We start from the raw sequence: 17,713 nt of genomic DNA, 5'->3' as shown, positions 1-17,713 counted from the left end.
GCAGCGCCGCTCCCCACGGCGGACAGAAGGCCGGCGCGGGCATGCGCGGCAAGCACGGCGCGGCGCGGCCCGGCGGCGGGGCGGATCGCCCTGTGCCGGCGCGCCCGGCCGCTCCCGCCGCGGCGGAACCGGTCCCCGGCAATCCCTTTGCGGCCCTCGCCGGGCTGGTCGGTCGCTGAGCGGCGATGCGGCTCGACAAGCTGCTGTGGTTCCTGCGCTTCGCCCGGACGCGGCCCTTGGCCCAGGCGCTGGTCGCCGCCGGCCATATCCGCCTCAACGGCCGCCGGGTCGAGCGCAGCGCACTGGCGGTGCGCACCGGCGACATCCTCGTGCTGCCGCTGCCCGCCGGGGTGCGCGTGATCGAGATTCTGGCCCTGCCCGGTCGCCGCGGCCCTGCCCTTGAAGCCCAGGCCTGCTATCGCGTGCTTGACGGGGCTCCCGCAAATCCCATAGCAGCCGAACCAGCACCGCCCGCGTCGGACCCAGACCGGCCCGAGCAACCAGGGGACCATTCGTCATGAGCTATGTCGTTACCGAGGCCTGCATCCGCTGCAAGTACATGGACTGCGTGGAAGTCTGCCCGGTCGATTGCTTCTACGAGGGCGAGAACATGCTCGTCATCAACCCGAACGAGTGCATCGACTGCGGCGTGTGCGAACCGGAATGCCCGGCCGAGGCGATCCTGCCCGACACCGAGGGTGGTCTCGAGCAGTGGCTCGAGCTGAACGCCAAGTATTCGGCCGAGTGGCCCAACCTCACCTCGAAGCGCGACACCCCCGAGGACGCCGATGCGTTCAAGGGCGTCGAGGGCAAGTTCGAGAAGTTCTTCTCGCCCGAACCCGGCGAGGGCGACTGAGCCCCAGCCCCGCGGATCACGGCGATTCGTCTCGCTGCGGCTGCGAGACAACCCTTTGCAGCGGCGCCTGGCGCCACCGCCCCGGAGTCGCCGGACTCCGGGGTTTTTGCGCGTTTTCCTGAGGGGGTGGAAATTTTGTTGCAGCTTCGCTATATGAAGGTGACCGAGCGGAACGCGTCGTTCCAGCGGCAGTACGCATCTTGAAAGGCAGGATCGCAACAGACGGTTGATCGGGCCAAGGCCGCTCCGCCGAGCGGGCCCCTTATCCCATCAAACCCCAGAACCGTCGGGTCGCGCGATCCTGGACGCGAAAGGACGATACATGGCGGCCAAGGCTCACGCCTTCGATGTTGGAGACTATGTCGTTTACCCCAAGCACGGTGTCGGCCGGGTAATCGAATTGCAGGAGCAGGAAATCGCCGGAATGAAGCTGGAGCTCTACGTGCTCCGCTTCGAGAAGGAACGGATGACGCTGCGGGTGCCGATGAACAAGGTCGAAGCGATCGGCATGCGCAAGCTGTCGTCGGACAAGACCCTGCGCGAGGCGCTCGACACGCTCAAGGGCAAGCCCAAGGTCAAGCGCACGATGTGGTCGCGCCGCGCCCAGGAATACGAAGCCAAGATCAACTCGGGCGACCTGGTGTCGATCGCCGAGGTGACCCGCGACCTGTTCCGCGCCGATGACCAGCCCGAGCAGTCCTATTCCGAGCGCCAGATCTTCGAGGCCGCTTCGTCGCGGCTCGCGCGCGAGCTGGCGGCCATGGAAAAGACCGACGAACCGGCGGCGCTGAAGAAGATCCTCGCGATCCTCAACGAGCATGCGCCCAAGTTCTACGAGGCCGCCGCCGCGGCCGAATAACCGGGCCCGCCTGCCGGACCCACGAAGGGGCCGCTCCTGCCGGGGCGGCCCTTTTCGCTATGGCTGAAAGACCGGCGCCGGTGGGTGATTCAGGCCGCCGCCCGGCGCAGCCGGTCGTTGATGGCCCGGCCAATCCCGCGATCGGGCACCGGCGCCACCGCGACGCGCGGCGCCGCGGCGCCGGCGGCGGCGTGGAGACAGGCATAGAGCCGCGCTGCCGCTTCGGCGAGATCGCCCGTGGCCGACAGGGTGACGTCACCGGCAAGCGCCCCGAACCCGATCAGGAATTCGTCCGGTGCCGCCGTCACGGCGCCCAGCCGCACCGGCTTGCCGGGCGCATAGTGGCTGGCGAGCTGACCCGGCGCCTCGATCGCGCCCGGGCTCGCGCCGGGGGCCTCATCGCTGCCGAGCACGGCAGCGATCTGCTCGGTGCTCACCGGGCCGGGGCGCAGGATCGTCCAGCCTTCGGTGCGCAGGGCGACGATGGTCGATTCGAGCCCGGTGGCACAGGGCCCGCCGTCGAGCACCAGGTCGATCCGGCCAGCCAGACTGGCGGCAACATGCGCGGCGGTGGTCGGACTGACCGCGCCGCTGCGGTTGGCCGAGGGCGCGGCCAGCGGCAGGGCGCAGGCGGCCAGCAGCGCGCGCATCACCGGATGATCCGGACAGCGCAGGGCAAGGGTCGGCAGCCCCGCGGTGACCGCCGGGGTGATCGCCGCACCGGCGCGCAGCGGCAGCACCATGGTCAGCGGCCCAGGCCAGAACGCGGCGGCCAGGCGTTCGGCCCGCGCATCCACCTCGGCCAGCGGCCGTGCTGCGGCGAGATCGCCCACATGGACGATCAGCGGATTGAAATCGGGCCGGCCCTTGGCGCGATAGACTGCGGCAACCGCCTCGGCCTGGTCGGCCCGCGCCGCCAGCCCATAGACCGTCTCGGTCGGCACCGCGACCGGTGCGCCGGCGCGCAGGCTATCCGCTGCGCGGGCAAGCCCCGCGGTATCGGGCGGCAGAACAAGAGGGCGGGTGTTGCCGGTCATGGCGCGGCGCTATAGCGGCCTTGCGGTGCAAACCCAAACCACGATGCACGCGGGAGTTGCCGGATGACCTATACTGCCCCCACCTCAGACCTGCTGCTGGCGCTCGAGGTGTGCGCCGGACTGGGCGACCTGGCCGAACAGCCCCGGTTCGCGGCCGCCACCCCCGACACGGTCGCGGCGGTGGTCGAAGGGATCGGGGCCTTTGCCGCGGGCGAATGGGCCCCGCTTGCCCAGGCCGGCGACCGGGTCGGCGCGCGCGTCCAGGACGGGGTGGTGACCCTGCCGGATGGCTATGCCGAAGCCTACCGCACCTTCGTCGAGCAGGGCTGGAACTCGATCGCCGGACCGGAGGACCATGGCGGCCAGGGCCTGCCGTGGTCACTGTCGGTCGCGGTGCTCGAAACGCTGGGCGCTGCCAACCTCGGCTTCACTCTCTTGCCGGTGCTCACCGCCGGGGCGATCGACGCGCTCGAGCAGCACGCCAGCCCGGCCCAGAAGGCACTCTACCTGCCCAGGCTGATCTCGGGCGAGTGGAGCGGGACGATGAACCTGACCGAGCCGCAGGCCGGGTCCGACGTCGGCGCGCTGCGCACCACGGCCACCCCGATCGGCGAGGGGCCGCACGCCGGAAAGTACCGGATCCGCGGCACCAAGATCTATATCAGCTGGGGCGAGCACGACCTGGCCGCCAATATCGTCCATCTGGTGCTGGCGCGGCTGCCCGGGGCGCCCGAGGGCTCGCGCGGGATCAGCCTGTTCATCGTCCCCAAGTACCTGCCCGATGCGCAGGGCGAACCCGGCGTGCGCAACGATCTCAAGGCGGTGTCGATCGAGCACAAGCTCGGTCTGCATGCCTCGCCGACCTGCGTGATGAGCTTCGGTGACGAGGATGCGTGCATCGGCGAGCTGGTCGGCGCACCCAATGAGGGACTGCGGGCGATGTTCACGATGATGAACGCCGCGCGGATCAATGTCGGCGGCCAGGGCGTGCAGGTGGCCGAGGCCGCCTGGCAGCGGGCCCGGTGGTTCGCGCGCGAGCGGGTCCAGTCGCCGCGCGCGGGCAGCGCCGTCAAGACCCCGGTGGCGATCGTGGAGCATCCCGACGTGCGGCGCATGCTGCTGCGGATGCGTGCGCTGACCGAGGGCGCCCGGGCGCTGCTCTACTACACCGCCGGCCAGGTCGATCGGGGCGGGCTGGGCGACGAGGCCGCCAAGCAGCGCGCCGACGTGCTGGTTCCGCTGATCAAGGCCTGGGGCACCGAGGCCGGGATCGAGGTGGCCAGCCTGGGCATCCAGGTCCACGGCGGCACCGGCTATGTCGAGGATACCGGCGCTGCCCAGCATTACCGCGACGCGCGCATCCTGCCGATCTACGAAGGCACCAACGGGATCCAGGCGGCCGATCTGGTCACCCGCAAGCTTGGCCTCGGCGGGGGTGAGGTGCTGCTGGGCCTGCTCGACGATGTTCGTCGCGACAGCGCCGACGCGCCGGCGCTGGCGTCCCTCGCCACCGACTGTGCCGCCGCCGCGCTGTGGCTGCGCGATGAGGCCTCGCTTGACGACCGCCTCGCCGGCTCGGTTTCGTTCCTCACCATGTGCGCCGTGGCCGTGGCCGGCTGGCAGCTGCTGCGCCAGGCCCGCGCCGTAGCCGGAACCGACCATGTCCTGGCGGCGAGCAAGCCCGTGGTGGCGCGGTTCTTCTTGGATCATCTGGTCCCGGCGGCGGCTGGACTGGCCCCTTCGGTGCGAGCCGGCGCCGCCACGCTCTACCAGCTCGGAGCGCTGGACCTGACCGCATGAGCAGCGAAGGGGACAGCCTGCGCCGGATCGCCGAGGCGCTCGAGCGTCTGGTCCCGGCCACGGCCGCTGGCCCGGATTGGCAGGCCTGCCCGGCCTATGTCTGGGACCGCGGCGGACCGCGCGGGGTGGAACGTCTGGTCGCTCCCGACCTCGCCCTGCTGCAGGGCATCGCCGCGCAGAAGGAGGTGGTGGTGGCCAACGTGCTGCGCCACGCCCGCGGTCACGCCGCACACGACATGCTGCTGTGGGGCTCACGCGGCATGGGCAAGTCGGCGCTGCTGCGCGCTGCGGTCAGGGCAGCCCAGCACGAGGATCCGGGCGGCATCGCGCTGGTCCAGGTCGCGCCCGACGCGCTCGACGGGCTGACCGGGCTGTTCCTGCAGCTGGGCCGCGTGGCGCGCCGGTTCCTCGTCTACATCGACGATCTCGGCTTCGAGGACGGCGACAGCACCGGTCCGCGCCAGCTGCGTTCGTGGTTGGAGGGCGGGGTTGAGGCGCGCCCCGGCAACGTCCGGCTGGCGGTCACTGCCAACCGCCGGGCCATCGTCGCCCGGCACCTGTCGGAGCAGGACGATCCGATCAACCCGCGCGATGTGGTCGACGACCGGCTTGCCCTGGCTGACCGGTTCGGCCTGTCGATCGGCTTCCACGCCTGCAGCCAGGACGATTACCTGGCGATCGTCGGCGGCTATGCCGCCGCCTATGGCCTGTCCTGGGACGAGGGCGACGCGCTTGAATGGTCCAAGCGGCGCGGCGCCCGGTCCGGCCGGGTTGCCTGGCAGTATGTGACCGAGCTGGCGGGACGCGCGGGCCAGACCCTCGGCTGAAGCGCTATTTTCCGGTCGCGGCCGCAGCCGCCTCCTCGGCGCTGGCCCGGAAGCTCGCCATGGCCTCGCTGTTGAGCTGCCGCTGCGGCGGCATGTGCCCGGTCACCACCGGCTTGACCCCCACTGCGGGCGCGGCCCCGGGCGCGATCAGGCGCCAGACGATTCCGGCGGTGTCATCGCTGACCAGCAGCGCCCCGGTGCGATCGAAGGCCAGCCAGGTCGGCCGGCCATGGGTCTTGCCCGTGCGGGTGAGGAAGCCGCCCAGCACCGGCACGGGCTGGCCGCGGGGATTGCCGTTGGCGTCGAAGGTCACGAAAACCACGTCATAGCCGACCGCGGGCTTGCGGTTCCACGACCCATGCCGGGCGATGAAGGCACCGTTCGCGAAGTTGCTGCCGAGCCGGTTGCCCGCCGCGGCGAAGCGCAACCCGAGCGGCGCGACATGGGCGCCCAGCGCGAACTCCGGCTTGCGGACATATTCGTTGAGATAGAGCGGCATCGGCTCCTTCACCCGGTCGTCGAGCTTGTCCTTCCAGTAGAACCACGGCCAGCCATACTGCGCACCGATCGGGACATTGGTGAGATAGTCAGGGACGAGATCGCCGCCGAGCATGTCGCGCTCGTTGACCACGGTCCACAGCTCGCCGGTGGCGGGGTTCCAGTCCATCCCGTTGGCGTTGCGCAGTCCGCCAGCATATTGCCGCGGCCGGCCCGAGGCGAGGTCGATCTCCCAGATCGCGGCGCGGCCTTCCTCGGCCTTGATCCCGGTCTCGGCGATGTTCGAGGCCGAGCCGACCGCGACGTAGAGCTTGGTCGCGTCGGGGCTGAGTTGGAGGTTGCGCATCCAGTGGTTGCCGCCGGCGGGCAGGTCCATCAGCTTGCGCGGGCTGGCGCTAAGCGTGGTGGCGCCGGGCTGGTAGGGGAAGGCGAGCACGGCGTCGTGATTGGCGACATAGAGCGTGCCGTCGTGCCAGGCGAGTCCGGAGGGCGAGGCGAGGCCCTGGCCCTGGCGCAGCACGAAGCGCTGTTCGGCCACGCCGTTGCCGTCGGCATCGCGCAGCAGGACCAGCACATCGGGCGAGGGATCGCCGGCCCCGGCGCGCGAGAACAGGAAGCCCATGACCAGCCCGGTCAGGCCGCCGCCACCCGTGCTCGGCGGCCGGTTGGCCTCGGCCACCAGCACATCGCCATTGGGCAGGGTCAGCATCACCCGGGGATGGTCGAGCCCCTCGGCGAAGCGGTTGACCTGCAAACCCGCTGCGGCGGTGGGCGCCTCGCCGGCGGCCCAGCCGATCGGCTTGGCGATGCCGATGGTCGGGAACTTCTCCGGTTCGGGATCGACCAGCTGCGGATCGCGCCCGGTGGTCGCGGCCAGCGGGCGATCGGTCGGATTGCCGTTGAGCAGCCAGGCTCCCGCCCCGACGAGCACGATGATCAGGAGGCCAAGGCCGGCGAGCACTTTGCGCAAGGTGTCACTCATAGTCGGGAAATAGGCTGCCCCGCCGCTTGCGGCAACCGGAGCGCAGGCTAGTCTGCGGCGGATGTACGATTTCACTCCCGCCGCGGACGCCACCCCCGCCGAACTCCATGCCGATCTGGCCCAGGCCGCACTGGCGCTGATTCATGACGAGCCCGATCCGGTAGCCAACATGGCCAATCTCGCCGCGCTGCTGTGGCAGATGCTGCCGCGGCTCAACTGGGCCGGGTTCTACCGGATGGTCGACGGCGGGCTGGTGCTCGGGCCGTTCATCGGCAAGCCCGCCTGCATCCGCATCGCGCTGGGGCAGGGCGTTTGCGGCACGGCGGCGGCGCGTGCCGAGACCCAGCTGGTGCCCGACGTGCACGCTTTTCCGGGCCATATCGCCTGCGATGCCGCCAGCCGCTCGGAGCTGGTGGTCCCGGTGCTGCGCGACGGGCAGGTCATCGCGGTGATCGATCTCGACAGCCCCGAGCCGGCCCGTTTCGACCCCGTCGACGCTGCCGGGATCGAGGCGCTCGCCCGGATCATCGCCCCGCATATCTGAACCCCGCATATCCGAGCTGGGGCCGCGCGCCCGGCCGGACCGATCGCTGCGCGGCGGTTTACCTTCCGCCGGTCCTGCGCCATTCCGGGACAGGTCCGTGCCAGCCGTGGCGGGCAGGGCGGCGCGCTGCTAAATTCCGGGTTAATGCCCGGGGCTGCGTGCCCCTCCTCAGGGGAATCACCATGCGCTGCCGAATCGCCCCGACTCACGTCACCCTGGCCAGAATCGCTGTGGCCGCTGCCGTCACGATCGCCGCACCCGCCCGCGCCCACGGCCCTGAGCACGGCCCGGCCGCGCCGGTCATGGTCTCTCCGGGGCACTGGGGCGGCCCCTTCGGCGCAATGTACGGCGGGTGGGCCCCGCAGATGGTGATCAACGTCCCCACCGCCCCCCCGCCACAGGCCTGGTCCGGCGCCGCCCCGGGCTATGCGCCGGGCGGCTATGAGGGCGCGACGCTCGACCGCGAATCGTGGCTGCGCGAATGCCGCCGCCGGCTGGGCGACAATGGCGTCGGCGGCGCGGTGATCGGCGGCGTGCTGGGCGGCGTGGCCGGGAACGTGATCGGCGGCCGCGGCAACCGCGTGCTCGGTACGGTTGCCGGTGCGGCGGTCGGCGCCGTGGCCGGTGCGGTGGTCGACAAGGCCGAGGACAAGGGCCGCGTACAAGACCGCTGCGAAGCCATGCTGGCCCAGCCTGCGCCTGGACCGGGCGGCCCGGCAATGGCCTATGGCTATGCCGTGCCGGTGATGTGGGTGCCGGTGATGATGATGCCGCAGCCCGCCGCAGCGGGCGCAACCAAGCGCACCGTGGTGACCGAGGTGCGTTACGAGACGGTCGGGCGTAGCCACCGCGCGATTCCTCGCCGCGCCGCGCCGGACAAGCGGGTGCGGCTTGTTCCGGACAAGCGCGTTCCCCAGTAAATATTTGATTCGTTGATATTAACTGGCTGAATCGAGGCTCAGATCGCCTCGCCGGTCAGCCGCTGGCAGACCAGATCGAGCTGATCGAGCGTGCGGTAGCGGATCGTCACCGAACCTGCGGTCGGATCGGCGGGATCGACCGCGATGCGAATCGGCAGGCCGAGGAACTCCTCGAGGTGGGTCTGCACCGCGATGATGTCGGCATTGCCGCTGCCATCGCCAAGGTCGCGCGCGCGCCGCGGCGTGGCGGGTTCTCCGCGGCTCTGCCGCCGCACCTGCTTTTCCAGCTCGCGCACCGACATCTGCCGCTCCACCACGGCCTGGGCGAGCGCCGCGGCGTTCTCCACCCCGACCAGCGTGCGCGCGTGGCCCATCGACAGGGCCCCGCTTTCGACCAGTGCGATCACCGGCTCGGGCAGGCTGAGCAGGCGCTGCAGGTTGGCGACATGGCTGCGCGACTTGTCGACCATCTTGGCGATGTCGGCCTGCGTCATGGCTTCCTGCTCGGCCAGGCGGTGATAGGCGCGCGCCTCCTCGATCGGGTTGAGATCCTCGCGCTGGAGGTTCTCGATCAGCGCCAGCGCCATGACCTCGCGTTCGCTCAATTCGCGCACCAGGGCAGGGATCTCGTGCAGGCGGGCGCGCTGGGTGGCTCGCCAGCGTCGCTCACCGGCGACCAGCTGATAGCGGCCGCCGCCGAGCGGGCGGACGATGACCGGCTGGATCACCCCGCGCGCGGCGATCGACGCGGCCAGCTCCTCGAGCGCCGCCTCGTCGAAATGCCGCCGCGGCTGCTCGGGGTGCGGCTCGATCGCCGCGACTGGAAGGGTGACGAGGCCACTGACCGGGTCCCCGGAGGTGGCGGCCTGAGCCGCCCCGCTGGTGACCAGCGGCTCTTCGCGGCGCACCTCGCCAAGCAGGGCACCCAGACCACGCCCCAGCGCGGGAGGCTTGCGCCGGACCAGCGGGCTGACCGCGTCAGCGGCCGAAGCGGCCGGCGGAACCTTGGTAGCGGGCTCGTCGCTCATGCGGCTTTCCTTCGTTCGGGCATGCGGCCGATCAGTTCGCGGGCGAGGGCCATATAGGCGCGGCTGCCGGTGCAATTGTAGTCATAGACCAACGCCGGCAGGCCATGGCTGGGCGCTTCGGAGAGCCGCACGTTGCGCGGGATCACCGCCTCGAACACCAGCGGGCCCAGGCAGGCACGCACATCGTCGGCGACCTGGTCGGTCAGGCGGTTCCGCCGGTCGAACATGGTCAGGGCCACGCCGATGATGCCCAGCGCAGGGTTGAAGCGCTGCTGCACCCGCTCGACCGTCTGGAGCAGCTGGCTCAGACCCTCGAGCGCGAAGAACTCGCACTGCAGGGGCACCAACAGGGTATCGGCGGCGGCCAGGGCGTTAAGCGTGAGCAGTCCGAGCGAGGGTGGGCAGTCGATGAAGCACACGTCATAGTCGGCGACCTCGGCCAGCGCCTCGCGCAGGCGGTCGGTGCGGTTCGCCACCCCGACCAGCTCGACCTCGGCCCCGGACAGATCGACCGTGGCGGGAACGATGCTCAGCTCGGGAATCCGGGTGGGCAGGGTGCAGTCGGCCAACGGCGCGCCATCGATCAGCAGATCATAGGACGAACGCTCGCGCTCGGCCGTGGCGATGCCGATGCCGGTCGAAGCGTTGCCCTGCGGATCAAGGTCGATCAGCAGCGTCTTCCACCCGGTCGCGGCGAGGGCCGTGGCGATGTTGATCGCGGTGGTGGTCTTGCCCACGCCGCCCTTCTGGTTAGCAATCGCGATTGTGATCATGGCTGCATCACCGCTTCCGATCCTTTTTGCCCGAGAGCTTGCCCAAGACCTGACCGACGATCACGCCGGCTTCGGTATCGGTCAGCGAATGTTCCACGTGGAACCGATGCGACCACCCGTTCAGCTGATTCACTTCATCCCGCGCCGACCGCCCCTTCGGCAACAGCCATAGCGTGTCGCTTGTGGAAAAGCGTGCGGAAAGCTCGACCAGACGATCGAGCGGGGCAAAGGCCCGGGCCGAAATCACCCGGGCCGGGAAGCTTTCGACCAGTTCGAGCCGCGCCCCGGCGACCCGCGCGCAGGGCAGGGCCAGCGCGGTGATCGCGCGCTGCAGCCAGTCGATCCGCTTGCTGCGCGATTCGACAAGGACCACCTCGCACTCCGGCCGCAGCGCCGCGACAACCAGACCGGGAAATCCGGCCCCACTGCCGAGATCGAGCCAAGGGGACCATGTTTCACGTGGAACATGGCAGAGCAGCTGGGCGCTGTCGGCCACGTGGCGCAGCCAGACCGCGTCAAGACTGGCCGCCGAAACGAGGTTCTGGCGCGCGTTCTCCTCCCGCAGCAGGGCGACCAGGCTTTCGAGCCGCTCGAGCGCCACGGCATTGCCCTCGGGCAGGGTGGCCAGCCAGGCGCGCGCCGCGGCGTTCGAATCGAGCGCGGTCACGCCGCCCGCCGCCGGGCATGGACAAGCAAGGCAGCCAGCGCGGCCGGGGTGATCCCCGGCACCCGGCCGGCATCGGCCAGGGTGGCGGGCTGGGCCCGGACGAGCCGCTCCACCATCTCGTTAGACAGGCCCGGGATCGCGGCATAGGGAAAGCCGTCACCCAGGGGCAGACGATCGCTGGCCCGCAGTTCGCGCAGCTCGCCATCCTGGCGCGCCAGGTAGGGCGCATAGGCCGCATCCTCGGCCATTTCGGCGCAGAGATCGGTATCGGCCGGGACGGCATCGCCCAGCCACGGCCGCAGGTCATCCAGGCTCACGCCAGCGAAGCGCAGCCACTCGCGCAGCGGCAACCGCCCGACATCACTGCGCACCGGCAGTCCGGCGCGGCCCAGCTCGCTCGCCGTGGCCATGTGGTCGAGTGCGGCATCGAGCCGGGCCCGGTCAGCCGCGCGGCGTTCGAACCAGGCGCGTCGCTCGGCCCCGACCGCGCCGCAGGCGAGCGCGAGCGGGGTTAGCCGAGTTGAGGCGTTGTTGGCGCGCAGCCGGAGACGATACTCCGACCGCGCAGTGAGCATGCGGTAGGGCTCGCTGACCCCGTGCAGCGTGAGATCGTCGATCATCACCGCCATGTAGGAATTGGCCCGGTCGAGCGCGGCCGAGGCGCGACCGAGCACAGCGGCCGCCGCGTGCATCCCGGCGACCAGCCCCTGGGCGGCGGCCTCCTCGTAGCCAGTCGTGCCATTGATCTGGCCGGCACAATAAAGCCCCGGCAGCGCGCGCAGCTCGAGCGTCCGGCGCAGCGCCCGGGGATCGATGTGATCGTACTCGACGGCATAGCCGGGCACGACCATCTCGACCTGCTCGAGCCCGACCATCGAGCGCAGCAGCGCCAGCTGGACATCGGCCGGAAGCGAGGTGCTGATGCCGTTGGGATAGACCAGCGCGGTATCGAGGCCCTCGGGCTCGAGAAACACCTGGTGCCCATCACGGTCGGCGAAGCGGTGGATCTTGTCCTCGATCGAGGGACAATAGCGCGGGCCGGAGGCACCGATCGCACCGGTGAAGAGAGGAGAGCGGTGGAGATTGTCGGCAATGATCTGGTGGGTGGCCGGATTGGTCCGGGTGATCGCACAGAACACCTGGGGCAGGGGGCGTACGCGCGTCAGCGGCGACATCGTCCAGGGATCCGCGTCCGAAGGTTGCTCGTCGAGCTGTGCCCAGTCGATGGTGCGGCCATCGAGGCGCGGCGGCGTGCCGGTCTTGAGCCGTGCCATCGGCAGATCCGTTTCGCGCAGCTGTGCCGCCAGTCGCTGGGCCGACTGCTCGCCAATGCGGCCGCCCATGAAGCGCTCCTCGCCGCGGAACAGCGTCCCACCAAGGAAGGTGCCGGTGCATAGCACCACGGCTTCGGCCGCCAGCACCGTACCGTCGGCCAGATCGAGCCCCACGACGCGCCCCCCGCCGAACCGCAACGCCGCCGCCTCGCCCGCAATCAGCGTGAGATCGCCCTGCTGGCGCAGCAGCGTGTGGATCGCCGCCTTGAACCGTACCCGGTCAGCCTGGACCCGTGGACCCTGCACCGCGCTGCCCTTGCTGCGGTTGAGCATGCGGTAGTGGATCGCCCCGGCATCCGCCGCGCGACCGATCAGCCCATCGCAGGCGTCAACCTCGCGTACGAGATGGCCCTTGCCGAGCCCACCGATCGCCGGATTGCAGCTCATCGCGCCGATCGCCGTCAGGTCGAAGCTGACCAGCGCCACGCGCGCGCCCATCCGCGCCGCGACCGCCGCCGCCTCGCAGCCGGCATGCCCACCGCCTACGACCAGGATGTCGAACCTCTGCATGGAGCTGCGCTTACAGGATCGCGCCCGCCGGGTCCACCGCAGCCCTGTTTCACGTGGAACATTTGGCCGCGCGCAACCTGCCCGCAACCGCCCGTGGCTACTTGCCGATGCAGAACCGGCCGAACAAGGCGTCGAGCATATCCTCGGTGGTGGTCCGGCCAAGCAGTGCATCGAAGGCGACCCGCGCAACACGCAATTCCTCGGCCACCAGCAGCGGATCAGTCTGTCCGTCAACCCGGCCGAGGGCGGCCTCGGCCTGGGCGAGCAGGCGATGCTGGCGCATGTTCAGCGCGGCGTCGCCGGGCCGGGGCAGCGCGGCCCGCGCCGTGGCGACCAGGTCGGCCCGCAAGTCCACCATGCCGGCCCCGGTTCGGGCCGAGAGCCGGTGGCGCGGCGCCTGCTTGGGGTCGGCATCGGCGCGATCACACTGCGCGGCGATGTCCCAGGCTCCCGGCGGGCAGGCCGCCTCCGGGCCCAGCCACAGCACGAGATCGGCCCGAGCCAGCTCCGCCGCGGCGCGCTCCACCCCGATGCGTTCGATCGCGTCGGCGCTGTCGTCCCGCAGCCCTGCGGTATCGAGAAACAGGAATGGGACGCCGTCGATCGCCACTGGCCGGCTCACCACATCGCGGGTGGTTCCGGCGATGGGCGAGGTGATCGCGGCCTCAGTCTCAACCAGAGCATTGAACAACGTCGACTTCCCCGCATTGGGTGGACCGGCGAGCACGACCCGGAACCCCTCGCGCAGCGCCTCGGCGCGCGGACGCGCCAGCCACGCAGCCAGGGCCGCACGGAGCCCCGCGGTGTTCCACGTGGAACAGTCGGCCTGCGCAGCCACGTCATCGTCATCGGCGAAGTCGAGCGTCGCCTCCACCGCGGCGGACAGGGCGAGCAACTCGTCGCGCCACTGCGCCACCTGACGCGACAGGCCGCCGCCGGCCATGGCAAGGGCGGCCTGGCGCTGGATCTCGGTCTCGGCCGCGAGCAGATCGGCGAGGCCCTCGGCCTCGGCCAGATCGATGCGCCCGTTGACGAAGGCACGCCGGGTAAACTCGCCGGGCTCGGCACGGCGCAGCCCCGGGCAGGCGAGCAGCGCCTGTTCAACCGCGGCGATCACCGCGCGGCCGCCATGCAGATGGAGCTCGGCGCAGTCCTCGCCCGTGGCGTTGGCTGGACCGGGCAGCCACAGCACCAGCGCACGGTCGAGCGTGTCTCCGCGGGCATCGCGCAGCCGCGCGGTCACGGCCCGGCGCGGCTCGGGCAGACGACCGGCAAGTTGGCGCAGGGCGGCAGACGCAGCAGGTCCGCTGATCCGGATCAGCCCGATCGCCGCCGGGGGCGCGCCGCTGGACAGGGCAAAGATCGTGGCCAAGGCCGCGCCTGGATCAGACTGCAGACACCCGGACGGAACGGCTCAATCCTTCTTGGTGCCGCGCATGCCGGTGCCATCGAGGAACTGCTGGAACAGCTTGAGTCCGATCTCGCCCATCGGCGCGATCTGCTTGCTCAGCTGCTGCAGCTGTTCGAGGTTGCCGACACCCTGCATCGCCTTGGTCACCGCATCGACATAGGCATCGTTCGCCTTGCTGACATCGGGCAGGCCGAGGAAGCGACGGGCCTCCTCCGGGGTGCAGTCGACCTCGACATTGACCTTCATGTCCGGAATCCTCTCTGATCGCGCAGGGCTGGCACGCTGGCACAGGGCCTGCACAAAGTCCATCGGCGCGCGGGCGGGGCAGGGTGACCGGGCGCCAGGCGCACCGGCGGGCCAGTATCAATTGACGTCGAACGCCTCGATCGCCTGGAACAGCCGCAGCAGGGTGTCGCGGTCCTCCGCAGGGATCTCCGGGCGCCAGATCTCGAACAGCAGCACCACGCGCTCTTCGGGACCATCGTTGCGCGCCTCGTGCTCGACCGAATCGTCGAACACCAGCGGCACGCCGGGCTCCCATGTACGGGTCTCGCCGCCGACGCGCAGCGTGCAATTGGGGGCCGGGCGGATCGGGATATGGCAGATCAGCCGGGTGTTGAGCATGCCGACATGCGGGGCGATATGCGCTCCGGGCTTGAGCCGCGACCACAGCGCGCCCGGGGCCCGGCCGGGAATGCGCGGCATCGGCGCCAGTTCCAGCGCGGCCATGGTGGCGGGACACCGTGCCATGGCGGTCTCCACCTGCGTGCCATTGCGCCAGAAGTAGAACGCGCCCCAGGCGGGATCGTCGAGCAGCGGATTGTTCGGCGAAGGGCGGCCCGGGATGGTCACCACATAGGGACTGAAGGCCGCATCCTCGACCGCGGCAAGCTCGGCCTGCATCTGCGGCAGCAGGTCGAGCATGTCATCCAGCCAGGGAAAATCACGCGGATCGTAGAACCATTTCTGCGGCAGGAAGGGATAGTAGAACATCGTGGGCTGCTGGAGATAGGGCTCGGTCCGCCCCATCAGCATGTCAAGCGCAGTGCGCATCGTCGGCGAAACCGTCGCTCCCACCACGGCATGGAGATGCTCGGCATAACGGTCCTGCGCCGAGGTGATCGCCCGTCCGGCATAGGCCAGCAGATCGGCAAAGGGCGGCGGGCAGCCGGTCACCGCGGCCTGGTTGACCGCGGCCTGGAAGAAGCTGGAGGCGGCGCGGGTGTCGCCGCCGCGCTCGCGCAGCAGGCCCTTGAACAGCAGGGCCCCGACATCGCGCATGGCCAGGGCCAGCTGGCGGTCGATCGCCGCCTCGGCGGCATCGTTGCGGCCCAGCATGAACTCGGCATTGCCCAGCGCCAGCCAGGGCACCTGATCGGCCGGCAGGGCGCCGGCCGCTTCGCGCAGCAGCGGCGCGGCGCGGGCGGCATCGCCGGCCTGCAGGGCGGCGAGACCCGCCCTGATCGCCTGCTGCGGATCCGCGGCGCCGGCCATGTCCTGCCTACTGGTTCATGGTCGCGAAGAAGTCCTCGTTGGTCTTGGTGTCCTTGATCTTGTCGAGCAGGAACTCCATCGCGTCGACCGTGCCCATCTGCATGAGGATGCGGCGCAGCACCCACATCTTGGCAAGGTTGCTCTTCTCGACCAGCAGCTCCTCCTTGCGGGTGCCGCTCTTGCCCACGTCGAGCGCCGGGAAAATGCGCTTGTCCGACACCTTGCGGTCGAGCACGATCTCGCTGTTGCCGGTGCCCTTGAACTCCTCGAAGATCACCTCGTCCATGCGGCTGCCGGTGTCGATCAGGGCCGTGGCGATGATCGACAGCGAACCGCCTTCCTCGATGTTGCGCGCTGCGCCGAAGAAGCGCTTCGGGCGCTGCAGGGCATTGGCGTCGACACCGCCGGTCAAGACCTTGCCCGAGCTTGGCACCACCGTGTTGTAGGCGCGGCCAAGGCGGGTGATCGAATCGAGCAGGATCACCACGTCCTTCTTGTGCTCAACCAGGCGCTTGGCTTTTTCAATAACCATTTCAGCAACTTGAACGTGCCGCGTGGCGGGCTCGTCGAAGGTCGACGAGATCACCTCGCCGCGCACCGAGCGCTGCATGTCGGTGACCTCCTCGGGCCGCTCGTCGATCAGCAGCACGATCAGGAAGACCTCGGGATGGTTGTCGGTGATGGCCTTGGCGATGTTCTGCAGCAGCACGGTCTTGCCGGTGCGCGGCGGCGCGACGATCAGCGCACGCTGGCCCTTGCCCTGCGGGCTGATCAGGTCGATCACCCGGGCCGACTTGTCCTTGACCGTGGGATCGATCGTGTCGAGCCGCAGCCGCTCGTTCGGATAGAGCGGGGTGAGGTTGTCGAAATTGACGCGGTGGCGCACCGCTTCGGGATCGTCGAAGTTGACGCTGATCAGGCGGGTGATCGCGAAGTAGCGCTCACCGTCCTTGGGAGCGCGGACCTCGCCCTCGACCGTATCGCCGGTGCGCAGGCCCCACTTGCGGACCTGGTTGGGCGACACGTAGATGTCGTCGGGCCCGGCCAGGTAATTGGCCTCAGGGCTGCGCAGGAAGCCGAAGCCATCGGGCAGGACCTCGATCGTGCCGATGCCGTAGATCTCTTCGCCGTCCTCGGCGACCTCCTTGAGGATGGCGAACATCAGGTCCTGACGGCGCATCGTGCTGGCGCCCTCGACGCCCAGCTCCTCGGCCATTTCGACCAGCTCGGCCGGGGTCTTCTTCTTGAGTTCTTTCAGGTGCATCGATCGGTTCCGGATAAGCGGGGTCGGGGGTGGCCGGCAGGTCGAAGGGCTTGGGGAAAGCAGACCCGGACGGCGCGCGCTGGCGCCTGTCCCACGCCGGAGACGCCGTTCAGATAGGCCCCCGCAGAGCCGCCGTCAATTGACAAGCACACCGCGGTTGCCCGGCCCGGCGCAGGGCCGGCGGAACCGGGTCAGAACGGCTTGACGATGACGAAGACGACGATGAACGCGGCCGCGATCCCGGGGATTTCGTTGAGCAGGCGCAGGCGCTTGCCGGTCAGCCGGCGCGTGCCCTGGGCCAGCGCCTGGTGATAACCGGCCAGCCAGAACTGGTAGGCGGTGAGCCCCAGAACGAAGGCCAGCTTGGCGTGGAACCAGCCCTGCTGGAACGCGCCGGTGACCATGGCCAGAGCCAGTCCGAGCACCCAGACCACCACCAGCGACGGCCACAGGATGATCTTGAGCACCTTGCCTTCGCGGTCGGTCCAGATCGCGTTGTCGGGCGATCCCGGGGCCGTTTCCTGATGGTAGACGAAGTAGCGCGGCAGCAGGAACAGGCCGGCCATCCAGAAGATCACGAAGATGACGTGGGCGGCCTTGAGCCAGAGGTAGGTCATTGCGAGCGCCTGTTGCATGGCCCGATCATAGGACCTTGTCCCCGGTGCCGGAAGTGGGCGCGGAGGGCAAGAGGGCGGCGCGGATCGCGGCGGGCGTGTGATGGCCCTTGCGGCGGCTGGTCAAGTGATGCCCCGCGCAGCGATCGCAGCGATAGGGCCGCAGCACCCAGCCGCCGGCCAGCGCCGCGGCGCTGGCGGCTTCGGCGCTGGGGTAGCGGACCTTGCGGCGGCAGATGCTGAGCCGGGTGCGTTTGGGCATGGTTTGTGCCTTGGGCGGGGGGACGTGGTTCGG

General features: G+C 70.0%; 19 protein-coding genes. 7 read left to right on the top strand and 12 right to left on the bottom strand.

Annotated elements, in window-relative coordinates; genetic code table 11:
* Window positions 1-185 precede the first annotated feature (185 nt).
* The 3 genes from H7F53_RS13050 to H7F53_RS13040 all read left to right on the top strand — a co-directional run bounded on the left by H7F53_RS13050 (window position 186) and on the right by H7F53_RS13040 (window position 1,715).
* Window positions 186-521 (top strand): RNA-binding S4 domain-containing protein, encoded by a 336-nt coding sequence (locus H7F53_RS13050; protein ID WP_185679934.1) that lies wholly within the window; start codon window positions 186-188, stop codon window positions 519-521.
* Window positions 518-856, top strand: a complete 339-nt coding sequence (gene fdxA / locus H7F53_RS13045; RefSeq protein ID WP_185679933.1) for a ferredoxin FdxA — start codon at window positions 518-520, stop codon at window positions 854-856. The genes H7F53_RS13050 and fdxA overlap by 4 nt, the downstream gene beginning before the upstream one ends.
* A 322-nt stretch (window positions 857-1,178) precedes the next feature.
* On the top strand, window positions 1,179-1,715 hold the full coding sequence (locus H7F53_RS13040; RefSeq protein WP_185679932.1) for a CarD family transcriptional regulator: 537 nt from the start codon (window positions 1,179-1,181) through the stop codon (window positions 1,713-1,715).
* An 89-nt stretch (window positions 1,716-1,804) separates the two neighbouring features.
* Here the strand turns inward: H7F53_RS13040 and H7F53_RS13035 are convergent, their stop codons facing one another.
* Window positions 1,805-2,752, bottom strand: coding sequence for an L-threonylcarbamoyladenylate synthase (locus tag H7F53_RS13035; protein ID WP_185679931.1), 948 nt, complete (start codon window positions 2,750-2,752; stop codon window positions 1,805-1,807).
* Window positions 2,753-2,815: 63 nt separating this feature from the next.
* Between H7F53_RS13035 and H7F53_RS13030 the strand changes: the two genes are divergently transcribed.
* Window positions 2,816-4,552, top strand: coding sequence for an acyl-CoA dehydrogenase family protein (locus H7F53_RS13030; RefSeq protein ID WP_185679930.1), 1,737 nt, complete (start codon window positions 2,816-2,818; stop codon window positions 4,550-4,552).
* A complete protein-coding gene (locus H7F53_RS13025) occupies window positions 4,549-5,379 on the top strand; it encodes a DUF815 domain-containing protein (protein ID WP_185679929.1) in 831 nt (276 codons plus the stop codon). Before H7F53_RS13030 ends, H7F53_RS13025 begins: the two co-directional genes overlap by 4 nt.
* 4 nt (window positions 5,380-5,383) lie before the next feature.
* Here H7F53_RS13025 and H7F53_RS13020 read toward each other — a convergent pair whose 3' ends face one another.
* A complete protein-coding gene (locus tag H7F53_RS13020; protein WP_185679928.1) occupies window positions 5,384-6,859 on the bottom strand; it encodes a PQQ-dependent sugar dehydrogenase in 1,476 nt (491 codons plus the stop codon).
* A gap of 61 nt (window positions 6,860-6,920) precedes the next feature.
* Between H7F53_RS13020 and H7F53_RS13015 the strand changes: the two genes are divergently transcribed.
* Window positions 6,921-7,403 carry a GAF domain-containing protein gene (locus tag H7F53_RS13015; protein WP_185679927.1) on the top strand — a complete coding sequence of 161 codons (483 nt, stop codon included), beginning with the start codon at window positions 6,921-6,923 and terminating at the stop codon, window positions 7,401-7,403.
* Window positions 7,404-7,585: 182 nt separating this feature from the next.
* The gene (locus H7F53_RS13010) at window positions 7,586-8,323 is read left to right on the top strand and encodes a glycine zipper 2TM domain-containing protein (protein WP_185679926.1); all 738 of its coding nucleotides are present in this window, start codon (window positions 7,586-7,588) and stop codon (window positions 8,321-8,323) included.
* 38 nt (window positions 8,324-8,361) lie between these two features.
* Here H7F53_RS13010 and H7F53_RS13005 read toward each other — a convergent pair whose 3' ends face one another.
* The 10 genes from H7F53_RS13005 to H7F53_RS12960 form a co-directional block, all read right to left on the bottom strand.
* Window positions 8,362-9,351 carry a ParB/RepB/Spo0J family partition protein gene (locus H7F53_RS13005; RefSeq protein ID WP_185679925.1) on the bottom strand — a complete coding sequence of 330 codons (990 nt, stop codon included), beginning with the start codon at window positions 9,349-9,351 and terminating at the stop codon, window positions 8,362-8,364.
* Entirely contained in the window at window positions 9,348-10,124 is a 777-nt protein-coding gene (locus H7F53_RS13000) for a ParA family protein (RefSeq protein WP_185679924.1), read from the bottom strand. The genes H7F53_RS13005 and H7F53_RS13000 overlap by 4 nt, the downstream gene beginning before the upstream one ends.
* Before the next feature lie 7 nt (window positions 10,125-10,131).
* Complete coding sequence (rsmG, locus tag H7F53_RS12995) at window positions 10,132-10,791, bottom strand: 16S rRNA (guanine(527)-N(7))-methyltransferase RsmG (RefSeq protein WP_185679923.1); 660 nt, start codon at window positions 10,789-10,791, stop codon at window positions 10,132-10,134.
* A complete protein-coding gene (gene mnmG / locus H7F53_RS12990; RefSeq protein ID WP_185679922.1) occupies window positions 10,788-12,635 on the bottom strand; it encodes a tRNA uridine-5-carboxymethylaminomethyl(34) synthesis enzyme MnmG in 1,848 nt (615 codons plus the stop codon). The genes rsmG and mnmG overlap by 4 nt, the downstream gene beginning before the upstream one ends.
* A 97-nt stretch (window positions 12,636-12,732) precedes the next feature.
* Window positions 12,733-14,007: a tRNA uridine-5-carboxymethylaminomethyl(34) synthesis GTPase MnmE gene (mnmE, locus tag H7F53_RS12985; protein ID WP_185679921.1), complete on the bottom strand. Its 1,275-nt coding sequence runs from the start codon at window positions 14,005-14,007 to the stop codon at window positions 12,733-12,735.
* A gap of 42 nt (window positions 14,008-14,049) precedes the next feature.
* A complete protein-coding gene (locus tag H7F53_RS12980) occupies window positions 14,050-14,292 on the bottom strand; it encodes a DUF6489 family protein (RefSeq protein ID WP_185679920.1) in 243 nt (80 codons plus the stop codon).
* 117 nt (window positions 14,293-14,409) lie between these two features.
* Complete coding sequence (locus tag H7F53_RS12975) at window positions 14,410-15,540, bottom strand: aspartyl/asparaginyl beta-hydroxylase domain-containing protein (RefSeq protein ID WP_185679919.1); 1,131 nt, start codon at window positions 15,538-15,540, stop codon at window positions 14,410-14,412.
* 7 nt (window positions 15,541-15,547) lie between these two features.
* Entirely contained in the window at window positions 15,548-16,804 is a 1,257-nt protein-coding gene (gene rho, locus H7F53_RS12970; protein ID WP_185679918.1) for a transcription termination factor Rho, read from the bottom strand.
* A gap of 191 nt (window positions 16,805-16,995) precedes the next feature.
* The gene (locus tag H7F53_RS12965) at window positions 16,996-17,439 is read right to left on the bottom strand and encodes a CopD family protein (RefSeq protein ID WP_185679917.1); all 444 of its coding nucleotides are present in this window, start codon (window positions 17,437-17,439) and stop codon (window positions 16,996-16,998) included.
* A gap of 7 nt (window positions 17,440-17,446) precedes the next feature.
* A complete protein-coding gene (locus tag H7F53_RS12960; protein ID WP_185679942.1) occupies window positions 17,447-17,680 on the bottom strand; it encodes a hypothetical protein in 234 nt (77 codons plus the stop codon).
* Between the last annotated feature and the right edge of the window lie 33 nt (window positions 17,681-17,713).

The sequence above is a fragment of the Novosphingobium piscinae genome (assembly GCF_014230355.1).
GTDB classification, from domain to species: Bacteria; Pseudomonadota; Alphaproteobacteria; order Sphingomonadales; family Sphingomonadaceae; genus Novosphingobium; species Novosphingobium piscinae.
This window is presented reverse-complemented; position numbering and strand designations above follow the sequence as displayed.

Coding starts and splice junctions, on each gene's coding strand:
- H7F53_RS13000 (WP_185679924.1), bottom strand. CDS start 10,124: ATGATCACAATCGCGATTGCTAACCAGAAGGGCGGCGTGGGCAAGACC.
- H7F53_RS13035 (WP_185679931.1), bottom strand. CDS start 2,752: ATGACCGGCAACACCCGCCCTCTTGTTCTGCCGCCCGATACCGCGGGG.
- H7F53_RS12960 (WP_185679942.1), bottom strand. CDS start 17,680: ATGCCCAAACGCACCCGGCTCAGCATCTGCCGCCGCAAGGTCCGCTAC.
- H7F53_RS12975 (WP_185679919.1), bottom strand. CDS start 15,540: ATGGCCGGCGCCGCGGATCCGCAGCAGGCGATCAGGGCGGGTCTCGCC.
- rho (WP_185679918.1), bottom strand. CDS start 16,804: ATGCACCTGAAAGAACTCAAGAAGAAGACCCCGGCCGAGCTGGTCGAA.
- H7F53_RS13020 (WP_185679928.1), bottom strand. CDS start 6,859: ATGAGTGACACCTTGCGCAAAGTGCTCGCCGGCCTTGGCCTCCTGATC.
- H7F53_RS13010 (WP_185679926.1), top strand. CDS start 7,586: ATGCGCTGCCGAATCGCCCCGACTCACGTCACCCTGGCCAGAATCGCT.
- H7F53_RS12965 (WP_185679917.1), bottom strand. CDS start 17,439: ATGCAACAGGCGCTCGCAATGACCTACCTCTGGCTCAAGGCCGCCCAC.
- H7F53_RS13005 (WP_185679925.1), bottom strand. CDS start 9,351: ATGAGCGACGAGCCCGCTACCAAGGTTCCGCCGGCCGCTTCGGCCGCT.
- H7F53_RS12980 (WP_185679920.1), bottom strand. CDS start 14,292: ATGAAGGTCAATGTCGAGGTCGACTGCACCCCGGAGGAGGCCCGTCGC.
- fdxA (WP_185679933.1), top strand. CDS start 518: ATGAGCTATGTCGTTACCGAGGCCTGCATCCGCTGCAAGTACATGGAC.
- H7F53_RS13025 (WP_185679929.1), top strand. CDS start 4,549: ATGAGCAGCGAAGGGGACAGCCTGCGCCGGATCGCCGAGGCGCTCGAG.
- mnmG (WP_185679922.1), bottom strand. CDS start 12,635: ATGCAGAGGTTCGACATCCTGGTCGTAGGCGGTGGGCATGCCGGCTGC.
- H7F53_RS13050 (WP_185679934.1), top strand. CDS start 186: ATGCGGCTCGACAAGCTGCTGTGGTTCCTGCGCTTCGCCCGGACGCGG.
- H7F53_RS13040 (WP_185679932.1), top strand. CDS start 1,179: ATGGCGGCCAAGGCTCACGCCTTCGATGTTGGAGACTATGTCGTTTAC.
- H7F53_RS13030 (WP_185679930.1), top strand. CDS start 2,816: ATGACCTATACTGCCCCCACCTCAGACCTGCTGCTGGCGCTCGAGGTG.
- H7F53_RS13015 (WP_185679927.1), top strand. CDS start 6,921: ATGTACGATTTCACTCCCGCCGCGGACGCCACCCCCGCCGAACTCCAT.